Raw genomic sequence first — 22,791 nt, forward strand, 5'->3', positions numbered from 1 at the left:
CGTGCAACTGGAAGGCGGCGTGAAACTTGCGTATGATGCGGTTTCTGTTTCGCGCCACCACTTTTTACTTATTCCAGACAACACGCTATGCGCGAAAGCCTGCTCACTCCGTCGCTCTCGCCCTCCCGGGCGCCTGCGGCGATCCTGTATTCGGTGGAATCGAGCTTCCTGCTGGCATTTTTCGGCGGGCCGTTTGCCATCATCCTGTATTCAGCGCTCAATTCGTGGAAGCTCAGGCGCCCGCTCGATGGGCTGGTCTATCTGGCCGCGCTGCTGCTCAGCGTTGCTTTCATCGTCGCCGTCAAGACGCGCTATGCGCCCCTTGCCGGACTGATGCTTGCTATTGGCGCCAGTGCCGCCGAGCTGTTATGGCGCGCGCTGTCGATGGTGCTGTTCGCGCTGTTTTACCTCATGCACCGCAAGCAGCACCGCTCCGCCGTCCTGTTCGGCGCGAAGGCGCCGTCGCCCTGGATTCCCGCTATTGCCTTCGCGGTGCTGGCCCACGGCATGAAGTTGGGTGTGCTGTATTACGCTAAGGCTTATCTGGTATGAACGACCATGTCGTGTTGACGGCGCGCGAATTGAGCGCGCGCCTGCTTGGGCTGATCGAACGCAAACGGTATGCCCAGGCGCGCGATGTGCTGGCCGAGGCCCTGGCCCAGTATCCGGACGATAGCGATCTGTTGTACGGCTCGGCCCTGCTCGATTACCTGACGGACCGGCGCGATGCCGCGCGCGCCACCCTCCACAGCGTGCTCGGTAGTTCCCCCGGCCATGTCGCGGCGCGCTCGCTGCTCGCCACCTTATACCAAGACAGCGAGGAACTGCCCGCAGCTGAAGCGATGCTGCTCGACCTGCTCAAGGAGTATCCCGAGTCCGGCCATCTGTACGCGCGCTATGCCATGCTGATGTACCGCACCATGCACCTCGACAAGGCGCAAGCGCTCGCGCACGAGGCGCTGCGCCTCGAACCGGACGATGAGCTCGCGCTGATCGCTTGCATGATGGGCGACCTGATCGAAGGACGCCGCAGTGCCGGGCAGGAACGGCTGTCGGTGATGATGAGCCGCCATCCGGAAAGCCTGAGCACGGCCCGCATGCTGATCACGCACCTGGTCCAGCGCGGCAAGTACCGCGCCGCCAAGCGCATCGCCATCGAACTGCTCAAGCAGCATCCGGATTCGCACGAGATCCTCACGCTGGTGGTGGAACTCGATGCGCTGAGCCACTGGAGCATGTTGCCGCTGTGGCCGCTTAACCGCTGGGGCTGGGGCGCCACGATCGGCCTGTGGGTGCTGACCGTGATCGTGATCAATGGCGCCGGCCGGGTCGCCCCGCATGCGGTCGGCCCGCTCAGTGCCGGACTGATCGGTTATTGTGTGTACTCCTGGATTTTTCCCTCTTTGCTCAAGCGCTGGCTGAAACGCCGCGCAGGAATTTGATGACCATGACAATGTCGCGTGAACAATACGAAGCCTCGCTGGTAAGCGATCCCTTTAATAGTGCCACCCGGCTCGGTTATGCCCGGCTGCTGCTGGAAGAAAACGATGCCGCCGCCGCGCTGGTACAATTCGAGCTGGCGGAGCGGCAGTCGCCCGGCGCGGCGGCGCTGAGCGGCAAGGCGCAGGCCTTGCTGGCGCTGGAGCGCAACAGCGATGCGCTGGCCGCGTACGGCCGCGCGCGCCAGCAGGATGGCTTTGCGCCGGTGCCTGCGCTGGAGCAGTTGCAGCAGAGTGCGCGGCCGGCGTCCGGCCCGGCGCTGTCGCTGGTGGGGCAGAGCGCCAACGTTGTGCCGCTCAAGCCGCAGGCGCCCGACCTGGTGCGTTTTTCCGATGTGGGCGGCATGGAAGAGCTGAAGAAGATGCTGCGCCTGCATATCATCGAGCCTTTCCTGCGGCCTTCGCTGTTCGCCAAATTCAAGAAGCAGGGCGGCGGCGGGATTTTGCTGTACGGTCCGCCGGGCTGCGGCAAGACCATGATCGCGCGCGCGATTGCCAACGAGTGCAATGCGTCGTTCGTGTCGGTCGGCATCAGCGAAGTGCTGAATATGTGGATGGGCGAAAGCGAGCGCAACTTGGCGCAATTGTTCGAGAAGGCGAGGGCGCAAAAGCCCTGCGTGCTGTTTTTCGACGAGCTCGATGCGCTGGCGTTTTCGCGTTCCAAGGCGCAGAGCGAGCACAGCCGCACAATCGTCAATGAATTCCTGTCGCAGCTCGATGGCTTCGAGCGCGACAACCGCGACGTGCTGTTCCTGGCGGCGACCAATATGCCGTGGGATGTGGACCAGGCCATGAAGCGCACCGGGCGCTTCGCGCGCCAGTTGTTCGTGCCGCCGCCGGATGCGGAAGCGCGCAAGCACATCATCAACATCAAGCTGCGCGATGTGCCGGTGGAGGGTGTGGATGTGGATGCGCTGGTGGCGGCGACGCCGCATTTTTCCGGCGCCGATATCGATGGGGTGATCGACCTGGCCAAGGAAAGCGCGATTCACGACATTCTGGCCGGGAACCCGGAGCGGCCGATCGGGCCGGGCGATATTGCGTATGCGCTCGACACGATGCAGCCATCGACGGTGGAGTGGCTCAAAACGGCCCGCAATCTGGTGCGCTATGCCGGCAGCGATGACAGTTATCGCGATGTGGAGAAGTATTTGAAGAAGACCAAGTTTATTTGATCCCGCCCCTCGTCGTTTCTGGCAGTGCCAGGAACGACGAAGCGGGAAGTTTGCGGGGGCGACGGTGAAGCATGCGTCGGTTTAGCCCGGCACTGCCACCGCCACTTCCCGCTCCGTCCTCACCAGTTGCCGGTTCACCGCGCTCAGCACCGCCTTGAACGAGGCCGTCACGATATTGCTGTCAATCCCGGCCCCAAACATGGTCGGGCCATTCGCCAGCCGCAACTCCACATAACACGCCGCCTTGGCATTCGCGCCTGAGCCAATCGCATGCTCGTGGTAATCCATCAGCTTGATATCCAGTCCCAGCGCGTTCACGAACGCATCGATCGGCCCATTCCCGCCACCCTGCAAGCTCAGGCTCGCCTGGCGGTGCGCCAGGGTGATGTCGATCTGCACCGGCTCATCGCTGCTGCTATCCTCCACCATCTTGTGCGCGCTGTACGCGTACGGGCTGGTCTGGTCGAAATATTCGCTGCAGAAAATCGCATGAATCTCTTTCGCGGCAATCTCGCGGCCGCTGGCATCGGCCACCGCCTGCACCGCGCGGCTGAACTCGATCTGCAAGCGGCGCGGCAAGCTCAAGCCGAATTCCTGTTCCAGCAAATACGCCATCCCGCCCTTGCCGGACTGGCTGTTGACGCGAATCACCGCATCGTAGCTGCGTCCCAGGTCGGCCGGGTCGATCGGCAAATACGGCACTTCCCACAAGCTATTCGGCTTTTGCTGGGCAAATCCTTTTTTGATCGCATCCTGGTGCGAACCGGAAAACGCCGTAAACACCAGATCGCCCGCATACGGATGACGCGGATGCACCGGCAACTGGTTGCATTCCACCACCACTTGGCGCACGGCATCGATGTCGGAGAAATCCAGCCCCGGATGCACGCCCTGGGTGTACAAATTCATCGCCAGGGTCACCAGGTCGACATTGCCGGTGCGCTCGCCGTTGCCGAACAGGCAGCCTTCAACCCGGTCGGCGCCCGCCATGATGGCCAGCTCGGCCGAGGCCACCGCCGTGCCGCGGTCATTGTGCGGGTGCACGCTGATGATCAGCGAGTCGCGCCGTGCCAGCTTGCGCGACATCCATTCGATCTGGTCGGCATACACATTCGGCGTGCTGCATTCAACGGTGGATGGCAGGTTGACGATCATCTTGTTATGCGGGGTCGGCTGCCAGACCTCGCTGACGGCGTCGCAGATATGCTTGGAGAAATCGAGTTCCGTGGTCGAGAACGATTCCGGCGTGTACTCGAATGCCCATTCCGTCTGCGGATGCTGCTTGACCAGCTGCTTGACCAGTTTGGTGCCGCTGACGGCAATCTCGGTGATTTGCTCGCGCGTCATGCCGAACACCACCTTGCGGAACACGGGAGCGACCGAGTTGTACAGGTGTACGATGGCGCGCCGCGCACCCACGCAAGAGTCGACCGTACGGCGTATCAGTTCCTCGCGCGACTGGGTCAGCACGATGATGGTGACGTCGGCGGGGATGCGGTCTTCGTCGATCAGCTTGCGCACGAAATCGAAGTCGGTCTGCGAGGCGGATGGAAAGCCGACTTCGATTTCCTTGAGGCCAATCTGGACCAGCATCTCGAAAAAGCGCAGCTTTTTGTCGTGGCTCATCGGCTCGATCAAGGCCTGGTTGCCGTCGCGCAGGTCGGTGCTCATCCAGATCGGCGGATGGGTAATGGCGCGGTCCGGCCACTGGCGGTCGGACAAATTGACTGGAGGGAAGGCGCGGTATTTCGACGACGGGTTTTGCAACATCATGGTGTTCTCCTGGGACTACAGCGGATCGGGGGCCGGGCGGCGGTGTGGCGACAGGCTGCCGGGCGGCCACGAATACGCTAGGCCAGGCAACCGATCGGTAGCTTTAGCAGTAGGAACAAGATGATGGAGACGGGTGCGAACATCGGGTCGGACTTTCCTGGGGTTTTACTGGCTTACAAACGCCGGCGAGGAGCCGGGCGGCGCACTGCGGGTGGATTACGCGCGTGCAGCTAGTAGCGTCGCTAGCGATAGCGCGCCAGCGAGCAGGGGGAAAGACGACAGATGCAGGGAGGAAGACATGAGTTCACTGTACGTCAGGCCGCTCCGGCTTGTCAAGCGCTGATGTGCAACGCTTGCGAGCCGCCTCCGCAATGCCGTGACGACGCTACAGATCGAGGAACATGTCGAAACCGCCGTAAATCATGCGCTTGCCGTCGAAGGGCATGTCGGTCCCTTTCATGAAGTCGGCCATGCGCGGGTCTTTCATGACCTTGTCGTTGACTTCGTCGCGGTGGGCGCGCGATGCGTACACGATCCAGGAAAACACCACCGTCTCGCCGGGCTGCAAGTTGACGCTTTGGGGAAAAGAGGTGAGTTTACCGGGCTTGACGTCATCGGCGATGCATTCGCGGTATTGCAGCGCGCCGTGTTCGCGCCAGATGGCGCCGCAGGTCGTTGCCATGGCGCGATAACTTTCGATGTTGCTGGTAGGGAGGGGAAGGACGAAACCGTCGACATACGCCATCATGTTCTCCTGGAGATGCACAAGGTGGAACCGCACAATTGATCATACCCGTCCCGTATTCGCAGGCCCGCACCATACCCAAATTATATTACCTGTGTTGCATTTCACCCATGAATGCAGGCTTCGCGCTGAATCGGATTGCCTTTCTGATGCCAGCAGTGCAGTAAATATCTTGTTGTTTGAATAAATACGTGCGGAAATCTTGTAAAATTGCACGTTATTTACTCACGCCCCGCCGATCTGCCGCAGGGGCGCGGGTTGGCCAAGGCGGCGCTTTTAATCAATCAAGGAATGTTTATGCGTTTTGTAACTATTGCAACGGCTTTAACGATGGCGGGCGCGCTCGCTTGCGCCGCCCCGGCAAGCGCCGGCACGGCCGCATTGGGCCAGAATCTGATCGTCAATGGCGACGCTGAAGCGGGCGCGGGCTCGACCGATGGCGGCACGGTGCCGGTACCCGGCTGGAATGTCACGGGTGGCTTGACCTCGGTCCAGTACGGTGCCAGCGGCGGCTTCCCGTCGCCAAGCGACGCCGGTCCGCAAAACCGCGGCAAGAATTTCTTTGGCGGTGGCGTCAATACGGCGGCCTCGCGCGCGGTCCAGGTGATCGACCTGAGCGCGTTGAGCGGTGCCATCAATGCCGGACAGTCGCAATTCGACCTGTCCGGCTGGCTGGGCGGCTATGCCACCCAGAACGATAACGCGACCCTGACCGCCGTCTTCCGCGACAGCACCGGCCAAAGCCTGTTCAGCACCAGCCTGGCGCCGGTCAGCGCGAGCGAGCGTGGCGGCCTGACCGGCTTCGCGTATCGCGACAGCCATGGCCTCATTCCGGTCGGCACCGCACTGGTCGACATCGTGCTCGACATGCGCCGCGTCGAAGGCAGCTATAACGATGGCTACGCCGACAACCTGTCGTTCTCGGTCACCGCCGTGCCGGAACCAGGTAGCTGGGCCATGCTGAGCGCCGGCCTGGTCATGCTGGGCTTCGCGGCGCGCAAGCGCCGTGCCTCGGCCGCCTGATGCCTTACCGAGGCTGCCCGGGCCGCGCCCGGGCAGCCTTATTGAGCGACCTGGACGCGCGGCGCGCCCGCCGTCATCTCGCCGATGACGGCGGCGCTCTCGAAACCTTCGCGCGCGAATAGCGCCAGGATCTCGTCCACGCTGCCCGGATCGCATGATACCAGCAGCCCGCCCGAGGTTTGCGGATCGGTCAGCAGCATGTGCTGCGCCTTGCTGATGCCCGGCGAGAGCGTGACATCCTTGCCGTAGGCATCCCAGTTGCGGCCCGACGCGCCGGTAAAATAACCGTCGTGCGCCAGCTGTTCCACGCCCGGCAGCAGCGGAATCTGCGACATGCTCAGCTGCGCCGTCAATTGCGAGCCGCGCGCCAGTTCCAGCAGGTGGCCCAGCAGGCCGAAGCCGGTGACGTCGGTCAGCGCATGCACCCCTTCCATCTCCGACAGCGCCTTGCCCGGCTTATTCAGTTTGGTGGTATTGGCGATCATGGCGGCGTAGCCTTCGGGTCCGAGCACGTCTTTTTTCAGCGCGGCCGAGAGTACGCCCACGCCCAGCGGCTTGCCGAGAATGAGCACATCGCCGGCACGCGCGTCGGCATTGCGCTTGACCTTGGACGGATGCACGAGGCCCAGCACCACCAGCCCGTAGATCGGCTCGACCGAATCGATCGTGTGGCCGCCGGCGATCGGAATGCCCGCTTCGGCGCACATGGTTTCACCGCCGCGGATGATCTGGCCGATGGTTTCCAGCGGCAGTTTATTGATCGGCATGCCCACCAGCGCCAGTGCCATGATCGGCGTGCCGCCCATCGCATACACGTCCGAAATCGCATTGGTGGCGGCGATGCGGCCGAAATCGAAGGGATCGTCGACGATCGGCATGAAGAAATCGGTGGTGGCGATCAGCGCCTGTTCGTCATTGAGCTTGTAGACGGCGGCGTCGTCGGCGGTTTCGATACCGACCATCAATTCCTTGGGGACCGGGAAGCCGGTCGAGTTCTTGAGGATCTCGGACAGCACGCCGGGCGCGATTTTGCAGCCGCAGCCGCCGCCATGCGAGAACGAGGTGAGTTTGATGGGCGTTTCTGGGGCATTGCTCATGGTCGGTGTCCGTTTCGGTAAAAGGCAGGTCAGAGCAGATTATCCACCAAGTCGCGCACACTGGCACGCTCGTGCTCTGGCGCGAACAAGGGGGCGCGCGCGTCGCACTGGCGCCGCAGCAGCGCATGGAAGGAAGCGTCGCCGATGCAGCGCTCGATCAGGCGCGCCAGCGCCGGCGCGTCGCCGGGCGCGAAATAGCCCGCGTAGCCGTCGCCCAGCATGCCGCGGTTGCCGCTGATATCGCTGGCCAGCACCGGCACGCCGCAGGTGAGCGCTTCGATAATGACGTTGGCGCCGCCTTCCATGTGCGAGGCGATCACCATGGCGTGGCTGCGCCGCAGGCGCTGGCGCGTGGCGGCATGCGGCATGGCGCCCAGCCAGCGATAACGCGGGGTGGCGGCCTGGGTGGCCACGGCAAGCTCGCCCAGGATGGGGTCGAGCGCGCCGCCGATATGCAGCAGGCGCGCCTTGGGGGCCGTCACCAGCGCCGCCGCGCCCATGAAGGTGCGCGGATCTTTTTCTTCGCGCAGATGGCCGATCATGACGATGTCGATGAAGCGCCGCGCCGCCGCATGGCGGAAGGGCGTGAGCGAGGGCGCCGACTGGTGGATCACGCAGGCCCTGGCGCGCGCATCGGGCGCCAGCAGGGCCAGCCCGTCGGCCTGCAGCAGCACCAGCCTGCGGGCGTGGGCCAGCGATGCCTGGGCTGCGGCATCGGTGGCGATGTCGCGATACAGGTCGGTGCCGGTCAGTACCAGCACGCGCGCACGGTCGGGGAAAGCGGCGGCAAAAGCGGCCAGGGGGGCCGCCGAGCGGCGCGCATGCAGGGCGATCATCAGGTCGGGCGGGGGCGCGCTGGCGTCCCAGCCGGGGGCGATCGTCACGCGCCAGCGCGCGCGCAGGAAATGCGCCCAGCGGCTGGCGGTTTGCCAGTTGCCGTTGTTCTCCCGCTGCGATGCGGGGCTGACGATCAGCACGCGTGGTCGCTGCACCGCGGCTCCTTGAAAAAGTCGTTACAATTGGCTGCTATGAGTTCAATCACCGCATCCTTCCGGCACGCCAAGCCGCAGCAATTGGCCGAGGCGCTGCAAAGTGCGCGCCATTATACGCTCAGCCTGTTCGACTGCTTTGCCGGCATGGGCTTCGACAGCCTGTCGCGCGTGCCCCATATTGCCACGATCAACCCGCCGCTGTGGGAACTGGGGCATACGGCGTGGTTCGCCGAATGGTTCATCCTGCGCGAGGCGGCGTCCAGCCATCCGGCCGATGCCCAGCGCGGCTCGCTGCTCACGCGCGGCGACGACTGGTTCGATTCCAGCCTGGTGCCGCACCGCTCGCGCTGGACGCTCGACCTGCCCAGCCCCGGCGCGCTCAAGACCTACTGCCATGAAGTGCTGGACCGAACCCTCGACAAGCTGTCGCGCGAGGCGGGCACGGACGAGGCCCTGTACCCGTACCGGCTGGCGCTGGCGCACGAGGACATGCACGGCGAAGCCTATCTGTATTCGATGCAGACCCTGGGCGTGGCGGCGCCCGCGCAGCTCACGCGCGACGCGGCGGTGCATTCGCAGGGAGCGCAGATCGCCTATCCCGGCGGGACCATCGTGCTGGGGGGAGGGCGGGAGGGTGGCTTCGTGTTCGACAACGAGAAAGCGGCGCACCCGGTCTACGTGGCGCCGTTTCGCATCGATGCGGGATTGGTGACGAATGCGCAGTTTGCCGACTTCGTGGCCGATGGCGGTTACCAGAACCGCCAGTACTGGAGCGCGGCCGGCAGCGCGTGGCTGATGCGCCAGGAGCGCTCGTCGCCGCGCTACTGGCAGCGCGACGCCGACCAGTGGCGCACGGTGCGCTTCGGGCGCCTGGCGACGCTGTCGCCGTCCGAGCCGGTGCGCCATGTGTGCCTGTTCGAGGCCCAGGCGTATTGCGCGTGGGCGCAGCGGCGCTTGCCCAGCGAAGCGGAATGGGAGTACGCGGCGCTGTCGGGGCAGGCGGGGTTCCGCTGGGGCCAGCTATGGGAGTGGACGGCCACGCCGTTCGAGCCGTATCCGGGGTTCGCGCCGGAGCGCTACCGCGAGTATTCGCAGCCGTGGTTCATGACCCATCAAGTGCTGCGCGGGGCCTCGTTCGCCACGCCGTCGCGCTTTGGCTCGGCGCGCTTCCGCAATTTCTTCATGCCCGAGCGGGATGATATTTTCTGCGGATTGCGTACCTGCGCCTATTGATGCGCGCCAGCCTCGGGCCATCCGGCGCGCGCCGCGCTGCGCAAACTGGCTTTGACGACGGCGCGGTGAAAGGGCGCAATGACGCGCAGGTAGGTTCGTCCCAGCAGGTTGTGGCAGTGAACCACCGTTGTCATGGTCAGCTCGCGCCTGTTGTCCGGCGCTGGTCCGCCCGCGCACAGGATCGAGATCCGGAAATCGAGGTGCTTGTCGTCTTCCCCGACCACGATCTCGCTCTCGTTCGTGCTGTAGACTTTGAAGATGCCAACCCGGGAAGGCTCCGTTTCACTGGCGATTTTCGCCAGTTGCGTGGCCGTTTTCAGGCCCAGGCCGACGACGATCATGTCGCGCACACGCAGGAGGTGTCCGATCCACGCAGGCTGGTGCGCAAAGATGAAACGGGCCAGCACATCCGGGTCGGCCGATGCGCCCGGCGGCAGCCGGATCGCAAATGCATCCGCCAGGTTCACCGATGCAAAGACGTTGTTGACGCCGCAGTGCGCGGGGAGCGCAACGGCAGTTGCGAGCGTGAATTCATTCGGCATTCGGATACTCCCGTGGTTGAACGCGTTAACTAAACATCCAGGTTGACGTTTTGTCCAGGCAAGTGTACCGCGTTTACGTGATTCGGGTGCTATGCCGCGCCGCGCTCCCTGCACGCCGCGTCTCGTTCGTCCTCGCTGCTGCGAGGTCCGCAACATCGATACCACGGCCACCAACGGCGTGCGTCGACTGGGCTGTGCGCTGTCATTCGATCGCCATGAACTGGCGGAAGGCATCGCGCACATTATCGCGCAGCAGGTTGTTGTCCCACGGCTTGGTATAAAAACGAAAAATCGCGCCGCAGTTGACTGCCTTCATGATCGATTCCAGATCGGTTTGTCCGGACAGGACGATGCGAAACGTCTTCGGATAGAGTTCCTTGACCTTGTCCAGGAACTCCGTTCCACTCATGGCCGGCATGCACTGGTCGCACAAGATCACCTGCACCTCGTTCAAGGCCAGGACGTCGAAGCCTTCGGCCGCCGAGCGCGCGGACAGGATGTGGTAGCCGTCGCGGCCGAACAGATTGACCAGTACGTCGAGCATGAATGGGTCGTCGTCAATGATCAGCAAGCTCTTTTGGGCTTGCTCGCTGCCCTCCGGCGGCGGCAGGCCTTGGTCTTGCAGCAGCATCTCGGCGACCTGATCGGCGGGCAGGGGACGGCTGAAGTAAAAGCCCTGGATCTGGTCGCAATGGTGGCGCCGCAGATAATTGAGCTGGGCGGCAGTCTCGACGCCTTCGGCAATCACGTCGAGCTTGAGACTGTGGGCCATGCTGATGATGGCCAGCACGATGGCGGCGTCATCGGGATTGGTGGTGACGTCGCGGATGAAGGCGATGTCGATCTTCAGTTTATCGATCGGAAAGCGGCGCAGGTAAGCCAGGCTCGAATAGCCGGTGCCGAAATCGTCGATGGAAATCTGCACCCCGTGCTGTTTGAGCCTGTGCAAGATATCGGTGGTGCGCTCGGTATTGGCCATCAGCGAGGTTTCGGTCAGCTCCAGGTCGAGCAGGTCGGCCGGGATGCCGTGCCGGGCCAGCCCCTTGATGATATCTCCGTCCAGGTCGCCTTCCGCAAATTGCCTCCCCGAGACGTTGACCGACACCTGGATCGGGCCCACCGGCGAGCGCAGCCACAAGCCGATCTGCCGGCACGCCTCTGCCACCACCCAACTGCCCACTTGCACGATCATCCCCGTCTCTTCCAGCACTGAAATGAATTCATTCGGCGCGACCATGCCATGGCCGGGGCGGTGCCAGCGCAGCAGCGCTTCCAGACCCGCGATGCGCCCGCTGTTGAGATGCGCCTTGGGCTGGTAATCCAGCACGAATTCTTCGTTTTCAATCGCCTTGCGCAATGCCGTCTCGAGGGCCAGGCGGGCCAGCACGTTGGCGTTCATCTGGGCGGTGAAGAAGCGGTAAGTGTCGCGCCCGGCGTGCTTGGCCTGGTACATCGCCGTATCGGCGTACTTGATCAAGGTGTCCGGATCGGAGGCGTCGTCCGGATGGACCGTGATGCCGATGCTGGCGGTGATAGTGACTTCGTGCCCGCGCAGGATAAACGGTGCGCGCAAGACGGCGCGGATCTTTTCGGCGATCAGTACCGCGCCCTGCTGGCCATCCTGCATGATCAGGATCAGGGCGAATTCGTCGCCGCCCAGGCGGCCGACCGTGTCGCGCATGCGCACGCATTGCACCAGGCGGTTGCTGAACTGCAGCAGCAGCTCGTCGCCGATCGCGTGCCCCAGGGTGTCGTTGATACTCTTGAAATTGTCGAGGTCGAGGAACATGACCGCGACCAGCGCGCCGTTCCCGCGCGCCAGCGCCAGGGTGCGCTGCAAGGTATCATAAAACAGTGTCCGGTTGGGCAGGCCCGTCAGGGGATCGTGATGGGCCAGGTGGGTCAGGCGCGTTTCCGCTTGCTTGCGCTCGGTAATGTCGCGCACCACCACCACAATGGTCCAGTCGGTACCGGAGCGCATCGCCTGGCTGTGCATTTCCACCTGCACGGTCGCGCCATCCTTGCACGTCATCTTTGTTTCCCGCTGGTCGCGGCTGGCGCCGTCGACGATGAGCGCGTCATACAGGTATTCCAGCGTGGCGCGGCTCGCCTGGACCAGCTCGGTAGGGCCCATGCCCAGCATGTCCGCGCGCGTGTAGCCGAGCAAAGTGCAAGCGGTCTCATTGACCTCGGTAAACCGCATGCTGTTGCGGCTGATCAGCATGATGGCATCGGCGGTGGCATCCATCGCCGTGCGAAAGCGCTGCAGGTCGACCGTGCGCGCCAGTACCTGGCGTTCCAGCTTGGCACTGTGGTCCTGCAGGTCGCCGTACGCTTTCAGGCGCAGCAGGTTGCGCACCCTTAACCATAGTTCGGCGCGGTCGACCGGTTTGGTCAGGAAGTCTTCGGCCCCGGCATCGAGGCCGGCCAGGCGCGCGGTGCGCTCCATGTGCGCGGTGACCATGATGATGGGAATGTTGGCGGTGGCCGGATCGGCCTTGAGGATGCTGGCGACCCGATAGCCATCCATGCCCGGCATGGTAATGTCGAGCAGGATCAGGTCCGGTGCCGACGCGCCGATGGCGGCCAGCGCTTCCTCGCCGCTGGCCGCAGCGCGGGTGCTGTAGCCCTCGGGCTGCAACAGGACCGCCAGCAGGCGCCGGTTCTGTGCTTCGTCGTCGACGATCAGGATGGTGGGTGCGCGCAGCGTCATGTGACTTCTCCGGGGGGCAGCAAGGCGTTGATCGCCGCATACAATTCCTGATGGCGCAGCGGCTTGGCGATATACGCATCGCAGCCGGCGCTTTCGCTTTTTGCCCGGTCTTCCTTCATCGCCATCGCGGTCAGGGCGATCACGGGAATGGCGCCGGTGCCGGCATCCTGTTTCAGCAGGGCGGTCGCCGCCAGTCCATCCATGCCGGGCAATTGCACGTCCATCAGGATCAGGTCGGGTCTTTCGGTACGCGCCATCGTCAAGCCGCTTTCGGCGTCGGGGGCGCACAACACCGCATGCCCGGCATGGCCCAGCAGCAGCGATGCCAGCTTCATGTTGGCCGCGTTGTCTTCAATGATGAGGATCCTTGCCATGACCGGTCCTCTTTACTGCGAAAGCAGCGCGCGCCGCACTTCGACGACGAAGCGGGCCTGGTCGAGGCCGCGCTTTTCGGCGCGCGGCGGCTCGCCTGCCTGCGCCGCCGCGCCGACCAGGATCGGAATGCGCGCCGTGGCCGGATCGCGCTGCAGCGCCTCGGCCACATCGACCCCGCTCATATCCGGCAGCATCAGGTCAAGCAGGATCAGGTCCGGACGCATATGCCGGGCCAGGAAAATGGCCTCGCTCCCGGTGTAAGCGCGCACGATCGCATACGCGGGACTGGGCAGCAAGCCGGCGATGGCTTCGACCGCCCTGGGGTCGTGCTCGGCCACCAGCACGGTGTGGGTCCGTTCCAGCGATGGCTGCAAGCCCAGGCCGCTCAGCGAGGCTTGCAACTGGGCACGGTTGACCGGCTTTTGCAACATGGCGGCGGCGCCCCCGGACAGGGCCAGGCTGGTATCGGCGATACCGGAAATGACCACCACCGGCACCCGCGCCAGCGCCGGGTTCTCGCGCAGGCGCTGGAGCAACTGCCAGCCATCCATGCCCGGCAAGCCGATGTCGAGCGTGATCAGGCTCAGCACCTGGCGTGGCGCCAGCTCCAGCGCTTGCTCGGCGCTCGCCGCGCACAGCACGGTAAAGCCTTCCGCTTCGAGCAGCAGGCGCGCCAGCGCCGCGGCCTGGTCGTTGTCTTCGACCACCAGGGCGACCCGTTCTGCCTGGAGCGGCGGCGCGGCCGGGATGCTCGCTGGCGGGGCGGCGCCGCCGTGCAGCGCAGGGCGCGCTCCCGGCACCAGCGCGCGCAGCGGCAACCAGACGGCGAAGCGCGATCCTTCTCCCGCGCAGCTGGCGACCGCTACCGTGCCGCCCTGCAGCTCGGCCAGCTGCCTGACCATCGCCAGGCCGAGGCCGGTACCTTCGAATTTGCGCGCCAGGCTGCTGTCGATCTGGCTGAAGGCCTGGAACAGGGTCGCCATGTCCGGCTCCGAGATGCCGATGCCGCTGTCGCTGACGCACAGTTCCAGAAAGTCCTTGTACTCGTTGTCGGCAAGGGGGAAGCTGTGCACCGGCCAGCGCCCGGCAAGCTGGCCGACCGCACGGCGCGGCACGCGGCGCGCGTGCAAGGTGACGGCGCCGCCATGGGCGCTGAATTTGACGGCATTCGAGAGCAGGTTGTAGACAATCTGCTTGGTCTTGCGGATGTCCAGTTGCGGCATGCCCAGGTCGGCGCCGACCTCCAGGCTCAGCGCGATGTTCTGGGCCGCCGCTTTTTCGCGTACGATGGTCAGGCTGTCCGGCAGGAGGGCGTGCAGGTCGACGGCATCGAGTTCGAGCGCCATCATGCCGGCTTCGACTTTCGACAAGTCCAGGATGTCGTTGATCAGCGAAAGCAAGTGCAGGCCGCTGCTGAAAATATCGCCGGCGCATTCGTGTTGCAGTGCGCTGGTCTGGCCCAGGAACCCGTCCTTGAGTGCTTCGGAAAAGCCGATGATGGCGTTGAGCGGCGTACGCAACTCGTGCGACATGGTGGCCAGGAATTCGGACTTCATGCGGCTGGCCCGTTCCAGCTGAATATTTTTCACTTCCAGCGTGTGCTCGAAGCGCTTGCGCTCGGTGACGTCGCGCGCGGCGGCGAACACGCCTTGCAGCTTGCGGTCGCGGTCGTGGAAGGTGGCGGCGTTGTACGACACCACGGTTTCGACCCCGTTGAGGGCGCGCACGGTGAGCTCGTAATCGGTCACCTTGTTTTCCTGGAGTACGCGCTTGATGGCCGCGTCGGCCTGGGTCTGGTCGGTAAAGAACTTCTTGCTGGGAGCGCCGATCAGCTCGTCGCGGGTGCGCCCGGTGAGGGCGACCATCTGCTGGTTCACGTCCGAAATGATGCCTTGCGGGTCGGTCATCATCAGGGCGTCGAGATTGGACTCGATCAGTGAGCGGGTGTAGAACTGCTGGTCGCGCAGGCGCTGGTCGAGCAGCGCCTGCGCAGCTTCGACTTGCTTGCGGGCAGTATTGTCGGTACCGATCAGCAGGTAGCCGATGATATCGTCGTGCGCATCGCGCAGGGCGGTGACCGAGACGATGGCCGGAAAGCGGCTGCCATCCTTGCGCACATAGGTGAGCTCGTAAATATCTTCAATGCCGCGCGAGGCCTTGAACACCAGCGCTTCAAAGCCCGGCGTGATCGGCGTCTCCAGTTCCAGGCTGAGCGCCTTGGCGCGCGCGATCACTTCCTGGGGATCGGAAATATCGGCCGGCGTGATGGTGTTCATCACTTCCAGCGCCGTGTAGCCCAGCATGCGCTGGGCGCCGACATTGAAGATCTGGATCACTCCCTTGGCATCGGTGGCGATGCTCGAAAAATTGGCGCTGTTGAAAATCGCGCTTTGCAGCGCGCCGGCCTTGAGCAGCGCTTCTTCGGCCCGCTTGCGCGCGGTATTGTCGGTGCCGATGAGCAGATAACCGATGATGGCGTTGTGATCGTCGCGTAGCGCCGTCACCGAGACCACCGCCGGAAAACGGCTGCCATCCTTGCGGAAGTAGGTCAGTTCATAGATATCTTCGATGCCGCGCGAAGCCTTGAAGACCAGCGCCTCGAAGCCCGGCGTGATGGGCGTGTCCAGTTCCTCGCTGAGGGCCTTGGCGCGCGCGATCACTTCCAGCGGATCGGAAATGTCGGCCGGGGTGATCCGGTTGACGACGTCCAGCGCCGCATAGCCCAGCATGCGCTCGGCGCCCACGTTGAAAATCTGGATCACCCCCTTTTCATCGGTGGCAATACTGGAGAAATAGGCGCTGTTGAAAATGGCATTCTGTAAAGCGCCCGTCTTGAGCAAGCTTTCCTGGCGCCGGAATTCAATATTGCCTTCTGTGATTAATTTGTGCTCGATCGTGCCAATCTCAAACCCTGGCGTATGCATATGCGCTTTCGCGTGAACGACTTTTGCTCAGTCTGTGGCACGAAATGGCGCACTCGCAACTGCGAAACAGGCTTGCCGAAGGGCTGAGGAAGGAGCTTGCCAGCACGGCGAGAAATGTACGTACAGTAAAAGTATAGCAGTAACCTATCGTCACACTCATCAAAGTTCTAGCTGAGTAGCAATATAGAAAAAGTTTCGTTGCGTCGCCAGCTATCAGGTCCGGATGCCGGAGAGGGGCGTTTTGACGCCGCTGAAAAAACAACAGCCTCCGCGAGCGGAGGCTGTTGTGTGCGACTGTCCGGCCTGGCCGGCATCGACAAGGGCGGACGCTGCTTACCCGGGGGCTACACGCCGCCCGGGCCGGCCATTAACGGTCGCCATACGAGCTGCGGGTGCGCTCGGAAGCGGGACGCGGGTTGGAACCCTTGTAGCCGCCGCCGGTGGCGCCTTCCTTGCGGGGTGCTGCGCCCGGCTTGCTGAAGGTGCGCTGGCCTGGCTTGGCGCCGCCGCGGTTGTCGCCTGGTTTCCAGCTGCCTGGACGGGCTGCCGAACGTGGCGCCGACGCGGTTTTCTTCGGCTCGAAGCCTTCGATCACGTTGACCGGAATGAGCTGCTTGGTGAAGCGCTCGATGCGCTTGACGTTCATGCCTTCGGCATGGTTCACCAGCGAGATCGCCAGGCCATTGCGGCCGGCACGGCCGGTACGGCCGATACGGTGCACATAGTCTTCAGGGAACTTCGGCAAGTCGTAGTTGAACACGTGGGTGATGTTCGGGACATCGATACCACGGGCGGCAACGTCGGTCGCGACCAGCACGCGGACCTGGCCGCGGCGCAGGCCGTCCAGGGTGCGGTTACGCGCGCCCTGGTGCATGTCGCCATGCAGTGCGGCTGCCGAGAAACCGGCGATGTTGAGGCGGTCGGCGATGGTGTCGGCGTCACGCTTGGTGGCGGTAAACACAACGGCCTGGTCCAGCGTTTCGTCGCGCAGCAGATGGTCGAGCAGGCGGTTCTTGTGCGACAGGTCATCCACGAAGTGCACGCGCTGCACGATGTTTTCGTGCTTCGATGCCGAACCGGCGATCTGGATGATCATCGGGTCGGTCGTGATGCGGCGCGCCATGTTGCCGACCATGCCATCGAGCGTGGCCGAGAACAGCATCGTCTGTCGGTTGGCCGGGGTGGCGGCAATGATTTTTTCGATGTCGTCGATGAAACCCATGTCCAGCATGCGGTCGGCTTCGTCCAGCACCAGGATTTCGAGTTCCGAGAAATCGATCTTGCCCGATTCCATATGGTCGATCAGACGGCCGGGGGTGGCGACCAGGATTTCCGGGTTGCGGGCCAGCAATTGCATCTGTTTAGGATAAGGCATGCCGCCCAGGATCGAGACGGCCTTGATACGGCGGATCTGGGTGCCGTATTTTTCGGTCGCGCTGGTCACTTGCAGTGCCAGTTCGCGGGTCGGGGTCAGCACCAGCATTTTAGGCTGTGCAGCTTTGAAACGTGGACGCTCGCCGCGGGCACGCGCATTTTGCGCTTCCTGGGCTGCGTTCTTGGACGCCTGCGATTGCTCGGCAACGGCGAATTTGTGGAGTGCTGGCAGCATGAATGCTGCGGTCTTGCCGGAACCGGTCTGCGACGATACCAGCAGGTCGCGGCCGCTGATGGCGGCAGGAACAGCCTGCTCTTGAACTGGGGTCGGAACGGTGTAACCGGCATCGGTTACTGCTTTTACGATAGACGCGTGGAGGCCTAATGCTTCAAAACTCATTATGTTCTTTTCTTTCGGTATAGATCAGCGCCCGAGCACATGCTCCGAGCGCAAAATAGCAACGCCAACCAACACAACGAAATGACTCAGGATGAAAGAAATTTCGGCACAAAAGCTTTGCGCCGGGACGGTGTCAGGTGCGACACACAAGGCGGGAGGGCTTTATTGAGGGTATCCGTGGGATACGCCTAGGCTTGCGAAGCTGCTAGTTTTACTTCTTTGTTACTGCCAAGGGCCATCGCTTCAGACTGATTGCGAGAAACGTATTGCAGCGCACAAACAACACTATACAGTAGTTTCACTGTAGTTGTATAGGTAAATCCGAATAGTGTGTATCAAAACGCTGGATTTACCGGGGAAGTCTTGGTAGATAAACCGGCATGGCGGGCGCACCACAGGCGCCCGCCAGTGCGGCTCAGCCGCCGCGCCGTTTGTAGCGCGGGGTGTCGTTGGCTGCGCTCTTGGCGTTGCGGCCGGAGACGCGCGTTTTCAGTTCGGCGACCTTGCCCTTGAGGCGCTGGGCGTTGGTCTGCTTTTCGGCGTGGCCGGCGCGGCGGCCGGCGCGTTCGGCTTCAAAGGCCATCACCGCGTTGTCGACGACGTGCTCGGCGATATCGGACTGCACCGAGGTCGAGATTTTCGGCACCAGGATGGTGGAACCGGCCTTCAGGCGGGTTGCCGCCGGAATATTGTTAGCCTGGCGAATCACTTCCGGCGTGGTGCCGAAGCGCGAGGCCAGCGACGCGATGCTGTCCTTGGCGCCGGTAATCTTGTGCGTGGTCCAGGTCGACAGGGCGCGGCCCCATTGCGCCAGGTTCAGATGGAATTTTTCCGCATTCTCCTGTGGCAACAGAATCTTGGTCTGCTCGCCGCCGGTGATGACCGGACGGTTGAATTGCGGATTGAGCGCCTTGAATTCCTCGACCGACAGTTCGGCCAGCTGGGCCGCGATGGTCAGGTCGATGTCGCTGGTCTTGTCGACCGTCGTGAAGTAGGGCGTGTTGTTGATGATCGGCAGCGATACGTGGTACTGGGCTGGATTGGCGATGATGTTCTTGACCGCCTGCAGTTTCGGCACGTATTCGCGCGTTTCGGCCGGCATGTGTTCGTACAGGCTTTCGTAGTCGGTCGGCTTGCCGAGTGCCTGGTTCTTCTTGATGGCGCGCTGGACATTGCCTTCGCCCCAGTTGTAGGCGGCCAGGGCCAGCGGCCAGTCGCCGAACATGCCGTACAGGCGCTGCAGATAGCTCAGCGCGGCATCGGTCGAGGCCAGCACGCCGCGCCGCTCATCCTTGAACATGTCTTGCTTGAGATTGAAATCCTTGCCGGTACCGGGCACGAACTGCCACATGCCGGCGGCGTTGGCCTTGGAATACGCTTGCGGATTGAAGGCCGATTCGATAATCGGCAGCAAGGCCAGCTCGGTCGGCATATTGCGCTTCTCGAGTTCCTGGACCACGTGGAACAGGTAGCGCGAGGCGCGCGCCGAGGTGCGGGCAATATAGTCGGGACGGGTGCTGTACCACTTGACGTGCTTGCTTACCAGCTCGTTTTCGATGTCGGGAATGGCGTAGCCGGTGCGGATACGGCCCCAGACGTCGGCTTCCTTGTATTCATCTGCCTTGACGGCGGGGAAGGGCTGGAGCGGGGCTGGCGCGGGCTTGACCGTCGGCGCGAGCGGCGCAACGTTGCTTGAGACGGAGTCGGCCGCGTAGCTGAGCGCAGGCGCGAGCATCAGAACGAGGGTGGCAAGTGAAGCGGTATTGCGTATCGTTTTTTGCATAGCGTTCCATTGTTGGGTCCGAAAACAGCCGGACAGACGAATAGATAAGGTCGGAGTGTACGTACCACTTATCGTTTGAGTCAAGTCAAATGTCTGTGTGCGCGGCAAATATCTTGATAACACTTTCGGCCAATATTGTTGCATCGGAAAAGACCAATTGCCGGGAGTATGCCTTGAAAGTGCCAGGATGCCATCAGTGTATGGACGGGTTTGCTTCAGGTACTCCCCGGGGGTATGCATGATTTTCTCCTATGGCAGGGATACGCCGGAGAGCGCCGCGCGCGGCCGGCAGGGGCGGGCGCGACGGGCGCGGGAACAATACCAAAACCGGGGCGCTGCCGGCGTGGGCCGCGTTCCTTGTGCCGGCCTCTAAACTACGCCCGCGCGCGGGCGCAGCTATGAGGTGGCGCAAAGAGTGCGTACAATTTGGGTTTCGCGTTCCGCGTTTCTTCTATTAGTGAAAGCATCACCATGAGCACCCCCAATCTGAACGCCGACGATGAGCAGATCATTGCCGCTACCCAAAAATGGCTGGAAAAAGCGGTCATCGGGCTCAATCTGTGCCCGTTCGCCAAGGCCGTTCATGTGAAAAAGCAAGTACGCTACGTCGTGTCGAGCGCGACCACGCCGGAAGTCTTGCTCGAAACCCTGATGAATGAATTGCAACTGCTGTCCGATACCGACCCGGAAGAGGTCGACACCACCCTGCTGATCCATCCCTTCGTGCTGGGCGATTTCCTCGACTACAACGAATTTCTCGACGTCGCCGATGCCGCGCTGGAAGACATGCAGCTCGACGGCGAATTGCAGGTGGCCAGTTTCCATCCGCAATACCAGTTCGCGGACACCGATATCAACGATATCAGCAACTTTACCAACCGCGCACCCTATCCCATCCTGCACCTGCTGCGCGAAGACAGTATCGAACGGGCGGTCGAGGCTTTCCCGGAAGCATCTGAGATCTTCGACAAGAATATTGAAACCATGGAAAAACTCGGCCATGACGGCTGGGATGCGCTCGATGTCGGCCCCGCCAAGTGAGGATGCCATGAAGCCGCCTGAACGGCCGGACACGCCCTGTGTCGCGGTCTGCTCGACCACCTTCGACGAGATTTGCCGCGGCTGCGGACGCAGCGTGGTGGAAGTGGCGCACTGGGTGTCGATGAGCGACGCCGACAAGGAAGTGGTGTGGGTCCGCATCCTGGCGCAAGGCTACCCGCGCCGCAATACCTGATCGCTGCCGGGTCGGGGAGCCGCGCGGCTCCCCTTGCTGCATATATATATGTACGCGGCTTAAAACGCGCCGATGAAATCCTTCTTGCCCACTTCCACGCCGTTATGGCGCAGGATCGCGTAGGCGGTGGTGGCGTGGAAATAGAAGTGCGGCAGCGCGTAGTGCACCAGGTAGACCTGGCCCTTGAACTGCTTGGCGTTGGCGCCGCTGCTGGTGCTGATGTCGCGCTGCGCGCTCGCTTCGATGCCGTCCTGCGGCAAGCCGTTGATGAATGCCAGCGTCTTGGCGATGCGTTCCTTCAGTTCGGCGAACGTCTGCTCGGTATCTTCATAGCGCGGCACGTCCACGCCGGCCAGGCGGGCGCAGCAGCCCTTGGCGAAGTCGGCGGCGACCTGGACCTGGCGCAGGAAGGGGAACATGTCCGGATACAGGCGTGCTTGCAGCAGGGCGGCCGGTTCGATTTTCTTTTCGGTGGCGTGGGCTTCGGCCTTGTCGATGATGGCCGACAGGCTGGTCAGGATCTGCTTGAAAACGGGTACCGAGGCGTCGTACATGGAAAAAGTCATTGGGAATCCCTTTTAGAAAAGTGCTGCGATGATAGCAAGTTGGCGGGATTCGCGCTGGGCAGGCTGGTAAAGCGTCGCTGGCGCATTGGCTGCCACGGCCGGAATGGACGCGCATACCCGGCTCAGGAATCATTCGGTGGGATTGCATTGACGAATCGGCACATGGCGGTCGCTTCAGCGAGGCGGACTTCGCGGAGCAGGACTCGCCAACATCCGCCGCTCAGTCAGGCTTCAGTTCGGCAACCCGTCCCTGTGCCACCGCGCGCTCAATGTCCTTCGCTGTGCGCGGCTTGCTGACCTTCAGCGTCGATAGCGCAAACACGGGCTTCGCCGATATGGCGGCCCGGCCGGACTTTGGGGAGACTTCTGGAGCGCTACCCGAACCCGCGACGCCCTTGCTTGCATTACTTTTCAGATTTGGTTTCATGGCATTAATCCCCGCTTAACGCAGTATTGATGTAGTGTAGCCCAAGCTGCGCTACCCGGCGTCAAATCGAACGTCATATCCCAGCCATCGCCTTTTTCCTTCCACCATGGAAGGTCGGCCTGGATTATTTGGGACACGCGCGTCATGCCGTGCAGATGAGGCTCAGTCTCGATGAGCTGCAGGATTGCAGGTTGAAGCAAGGCGTCAAAGCCCAGCCGCGGCCAGGCTTCATAACCCCAGAATTCTTCCGTCCAACGATTGCCTTTGACGCCGCTGCCTCCAGCAGCCAGCAGTTCGATGTTCAAAAAACCCAGGTGTCGGGCTTCGTGCGCCATCCTGAGAAGGACAACTGCGCCGAAATTTTTCGGGCACGTCTCGGCAAACCGGATATAGTCCAGATACAAACTCATCCCTTCTTGCTTGCGGCGAATCTCGACATAATTTGCGTTTCGCCAATCATTTACAATCAACTCCTTGTGGCGGCTTTCCAAATAGATCGCCTCGTCGTCTTGGGCGGCGAATATCTCGCCGTCCCCCGGGCAGCCGGCGAGACGCTGGATCGCTGCGTCGGATAGTATGGTGCCATTGATGGCTAGCTGCATCTTTGAATGCACTGTCGCCGGATCTAAAAAATAGGAGTCCAAAGCGGTTGCTGGTACTTGCTTGTCCGTTATGGGTTTCATGTAGTCATCCAATGAGTGGCCGCTTGCGCGTCGGTGTGTGAAGCCTCGCGTTGGTGAAGCTTGACGCACTTGCATCTAGGCGCAAGCAATAACGTCAACTGTTTTCATCCGCCGTCTGTAAAACGCCTCATCCTCCCGTGCTGTTGATGACTTGGCGAGGGCTTCCGTGCATAATTCCGTGTAGAAAACATTTATTATCTAACTTGTCATTCAGACATCTTTCCGTATGCTTT

20 protein-coding genes are annotated in these 22,791 nt (G+C 62.6%); 7 read left to right on the top strand and 13 right to left on the bottom strand.

Annotation, left to right across the window (positions count from 1 at the left end):
• The first annotated feature begins 87 nt into the window (after positions 1-87).
• From F2P44_RS11720 to F2P44_RS11730, 3 genes are read left to right on the top strand one after another with little or no spacing between them, the layout of a single operon-like run.
• Positions 88-552 carry a hypothetical protein gene (locus tag F2P44_RS11720; protein WP_167086874.1) on the top strand — a complete coding sequence of 155 codons (465 nt, stop codon included), beginning with the start codon at positions 88-90 and terminating at the stop codon, positions 550-552.
• Entirely contained in the window at positions 549-1,442 is an 894-nt protein-coding gene (locus F2P44_RS11725; protein WP_167086875.1) for a tetratricopeptide repeat protein, read from the top strand. Before F2P44_RS11720 ends, F2P44_RS11725 begins: the two co-directional genes overlap by 4 nt.
• Entirely contained in the window at positions 1,442-2,674 is a 1,233-nt protein-coding gene (locus F2P44_RS11730) for an ATP-binding protein (protein WP_167086876.1), read from the top strand. The genes F2P44_RS11725 and F2P44_RS11730 overlap by 1 nt, the downstream gene beginning before the upstream one ends.
• A gap of 81 nt (positions 2,675-2,755) precedes the next feature.
• Here F2P44_RS11730 and leuA read toward each other — a convergent pair whose 3' ends face one another.
• On the bottom strand, positions 2,756-4,447 hold the full coding sequence (leuA, locus tag F2P44_RS11735) for a 2-isopropylmalate synthase (RefSeq protein ID WP_167086877.1): 1,692 nt from the start codon (positions 4,445-4,447) through the stop codon (positions 2,756-2,758).
• A 385-nt stretch (positions 4,448-4,832) separates the two neighbouring features.
• On the bottom strand, positions 4,833-5,195 hold the full coding sequence (locus tag F2P44_RS11740; RefSeq protein WP_223165024.1) for a DUF1428 domain-containing protein: 363 nt from the start codon (positions 5,193-5,195) through the stop codon (positions 4,833-4,835).
• 294 nt (positions 5,196-5,489) lie between these two features.
• Here F2P44_RS11740 and F2P44_RS11745 point away from each other — a divergent pair, with 294 nt between their 5' ends.
• Positions 5,490-6,215, top strand: coding sequence for a PEP-CTERM sorting domain-containing protein (locus tag F2P44_RS11745; RefSeq protein ID WP_167086878.1), 726 nt, complete (start codon positions 5,490-5,492; stop codon positions 6,213-6,215).
• Between the two features lie 38 nt (positions 6,216-6,253).
• Here F2P44_RS11745 and selD read toward each other — a convergent pair whose 3' ends face one another.
• Together selD and senB are read right to left on the bottom strand one after the other, a co-directional pair.
• Positions 6,254-7,312: a selenide, water dikinase SelD gene (gene selD / locus F2P44_RS11750; RefSeq protein ID WP_167086879.1), complete on the bottom strand. Its 1,059-nt coding sequence runs from the start codon at positions 7,310-7,312 to the stop codon at positions 6,254-6,256.
• Between the two features lie 29 nt (positions 7,313-7,341).
• Positions 7,342-8,304, bottom strand: a complete 963-nt coding sequence (senB, locus tag F2P44_RS11755; RefSeq protein WP_167086880.1) for a selenoneine biosynthesis selenosugar synthase SenB — start codon at positions 8,302-8,304, stop codon at positions 7,342-7,344.
• A gap of 36 nt (positions 8,305-8,340) precedes the next feature.
• Between senB and senA the strand changes: the two genes are divergently transcribed.
• The gene (gene senA / locus F2P44_RS11760; protein WP_229423503.1) at positions 8,341-9,537 is read left to right on the top strand and encodes a selenoneine synthase SenA; all 1,197 of its coding nucleotides are present in this window, start codon (positions 8,341-8,343) and stop codon (positions 9,535-9,537) included.
• On the opposite strand, the gene F2P44_RS11765 is transcribed toward senA, so the two are convergent.
• The 6 genes from F2P44_RS11765 to F2P44_RS11790 all read right to left on the bottom strand — a co-directional run bounded on the left by F2P44_RS11765 (position 9,531) and on the right by F2P44_RS11790 (position 19,648).
• A complete protein-coding gene (locus F2P44_RS11765; RefSeq protein ID WP_167086881.1) occupies positions 9,531-10,079 on the bottom strand; it encodes a DUF2867 domain-containing protein in 549 nt (182 codons plus the stop codon). The two genes, senA and F2P44_RS11765, sit on opposite strands and share 7 nt — an antisense overlap.
• Positions 10,080-10,281: 202 nt before the next feature.
• Positions 10,282-12,792, bottom strand: a complete 2,511-nt coding sequence (locus F2P44_RS11770) for an EAL domain-containing protein (RefSeq protein ID WP_167086882.1) — start codon at positions 12,790-12,792, stop codon at positions 10,282-10,284.
• Positions 12,789-13,166 carry a response regulator gene (locus F2P44_RS11775; protein ID WP_167086883.1) on the bottom strand — a complete coding sequence of 126 codons (378 nt, stop codon included), beginning with the start codon at positions 13,164-13,166 and terminating at the stop codon, positions 12,789-12,791. Before F2P44_RS11775 ends, F2P44_RS11770 begins: the two co-directional genes overlap by 4 nt.
• A gap of 12 nt (positions 13,167-13,178) precedes the next feature.
• Positions 13,179-16,007 (bottom strand): PAS domain S-box protein, encoded by a 2,829-nt coding sequence (locus F2P44_RS35460; protein WP_229423504.1) that lies wholly within the window; start codon positions 16,005-16,007, stop codon positions 13,179-13,181.
• 451 nt (positions 16,008-16,458) lie between these two features.
• A complete protein-coding gene (locus F2P44_RS11785) occupies positions 16,459-17,865 on the bottom strand; it encodes a DEAD/DEAH box helicase (RefSeq protein WP_167086885.1) in 1,407 nt (468 codons plus the stop codon).
• 415 nt (positions 17,866-18,280) lie between these two features.
• Positions 18,281-19,648 carry a transglycosylase SLT domain-containing protein gene (locus F2P44_RS11790; RefSeq protein WP_167086886.1) on the bottom strand — a complete coding sequence of 456 codons (1,368 nt, stop codon included), beginning with the start codon at positions 19,646-19,648 and terminating at the stop codon, positions 18,281-18,283.
• A 471-nt stretch (positions 19,649-20,119) separates the two neighbouring features.
• Between F2P44_RS11790 and F2P44_RS11795 the strand changes: the two genes are divergently transcribed.
• Positions 20,120-20,689: a DUF1415 domain-containing protein gene (locus tag F2P44_RS11795; RefSeq protein WP_167086887.1), complete on the top strand. Its 570-nt coding sequence runs from the start codon at positions 20,120-20,122 to the stop codon at positions 20,687-20,689.
• A 7-nt stretch (positions 20,690-20,696) separates the two neighbouring features.
• Complete coding sequence (locus F2P44_RS11800) at positions 20,697-20,882, top strand: DUF1289 domain-containing protein (RefSeq protein WP_229423505.1); 186 nt, start codon at positions 20,697-20,699, stop codon at positions 20,880-20,882.
• 59 nt (positions 20,883-20,941) lie between these two features.
• Here the strand turns inward: F2P44_RS11800 and F2P44_RS11805 are convergent, their stop codons facing one another.
• The 3 genes from F2P44_RS11805 to F2P44_RS11815 form a co-directional block, all read right to left on the bottom strand.
• Complete coding sequence (locus F2P44_RS11805) at positions 20,942-21,448, bottom strand: DUF1993 domain-containing protein (protein ID WP_167086889.1); 507 nt, start codon at positions 21,446-21,448, stop codon at positions 20,942-20,944.
• A gap of 220 nt (positions 21,449-21,668) precedes the next feature.
• On the bottom strand, positions 21,669-21,875 hold the full coding sequence (locus tag F2P44_RS11810; protein ID WP_167086890.1) for a hypothetical protein: 207 nt from the start codon (positions 21,873-21,875) through the stop codon (positions 21,669-21,671).
• Complete coding sequence (locus tag F2P44_RS11815) at positions 21,872-22,558, bottom strand: hypothetical protein (protein ID WP_167086891.1); 687 nt, start codon at positions 22,556-22,558, stop codon at positions 21,872-21,874. Before F2P44_RS11815 ends, F2P44_RS11810 begins: the two co-directional genes overlap by 4 nt.
• Positions 22,559-22,791 lie beyond the last annotated feature (233 nt).

Source organism: Massilia frigida, from assembly GCF_011682175.1.
GTDB classification, from domain to species: Bacteria; Pseudomonadota; Gammaproteobacteria; order Burkholderiales; family Burkholderiaceae_D; genus Telluria_A; species Telluria_A frigida.

Excerpts from the sequence above, each read along its gene's own strand:
- F2P44_RS11770 (WP_167086882.1), bottom strand. The coding sequence starts at position 12,792 with ATGACGCTGCGCGCACCCACCATCCTGATCGTCGACGACGAAGCACAG.
- F2P44_RS11815 (WP_167086891.1), bottom strand. The coding sequence starts at position 22,558 with ATGAAACCCATAACGGACAAGCAAGTACCAGCAACCGCTTTGGACTCC.
- F2P44_RS11740 (WP_223165024.1), bottom strand. The coding sequence starts at position 5,195 with ATGATGGCGTATGTCGACGGTTTCGTCCTTCCCCTCCCTACCAGCAAC.
- selD (WP_167086879.1), bottom strand. The coding sequence starts at position 7,312 with ATGAGCAATGCCCCAGAAACGCCCATCAAACTCACCTCGTTCTCGCAT.
- F2P44_RS11730 (WP_167086876.1), top strand. The coding sequence starts at position 1,442 with ATGACCATGACAATGTCGCGTGAACAATACGAAGCCTCGCTGGTAAGC.
- leuA (WP_167086877.1), bottom strand. The coding sequence starts at position 4,447 with ATGATGTTGCAAAACCCGTCGTCGAAATACCGCGCCTTCCCTCCAGTC.
- senA (WP_229423503.1), top strand. The coding sequence starts at position 8,341 with ATGAGTTCAATCACCGCATCCTTCCGGCACGCCAAGCCGCAGCAATTG.
- F2P44_RS11775 (WP_167086883.1), bottom strand. The coding sequence starts at position 13,166 with ATGGCAAGGATCCTCATCATTGAAGACAACGCGGCCAACATGAAGCTG.
- F2P44_RS11810 (WP_167086890.1), bottom strand. The coding sequence starts at position 21,875 with ATGAAACCAAATCTGAAAAGTAATGCAAGCAAGGGCGTCGCGGGTTCG.
- F2P44_RS11790 (WP_167086886.1), bottom strand. The coding sequence starts at position 19,648 with ATGCAAAAAACGATACGCAATACCGCTTCACTTGCCACCCTCGTTCTG.
- F2P44_RS11725 (WP_167086875.1), top strand. The coding sequence starts at position 549 with ATGAACGACCATGTCGTGTTGACGGCGCGCGAATTGAGCGCGCGCCTG.
- F2P44_RS11765 (WP_167086881.1), bottom strand. The coding sequence starts at position 10,079 with ATGCCGAATGAATTCACGCTCGCAACTGCCGTTGCGCTCCCCGCGCAC.
- F2P44_RS11745 (WP_167086878.1), top strand. The coding sequence starts at position 5,490 with ATGCGTTTTGTAACTATTGCAACGGCTTTAACGATGGCGGGCGCGCTC.
- F2P44_RS11795 (WP_167086887.1), top strand. The coding sequence starts at position 20,120 with ATGAGCACCCCCAATCTGAACGCCGACGATGAGCAGATCATTGCCGCT.
- F2P44_RS11800 (WP_229423505.1), top strand. The coding sequence starts at position 20,697 with ATGAAGCCGCCTGAACGGCCGGACACGCCCTGTGTCGCGGTCTGCTCG.
- F2P44_RS11785 (WP_167086885.1), bottom strand. The coding sequence starts at position 17,865 with ATGAGTTTTGAAGCATTAGGCCTCCACGCGTCTATCGTAAAAGCAGTA.
- F2P44_RS11720 (WP_167086874.1), top strand. The coding sequence starts at position 88 with ATGCGCGAAAGCCTGCTCACTCCGTCGCTCTCGCCCTCCCGGGCGCCT.
- F2P44_RS11805 (WP_167086889.1), bottom strand. The coding sequence starts at position 21,448 with ATGACTTTTTCCATGTACGACGCCTCGGTACCCGTTTTCAAGCAGATC.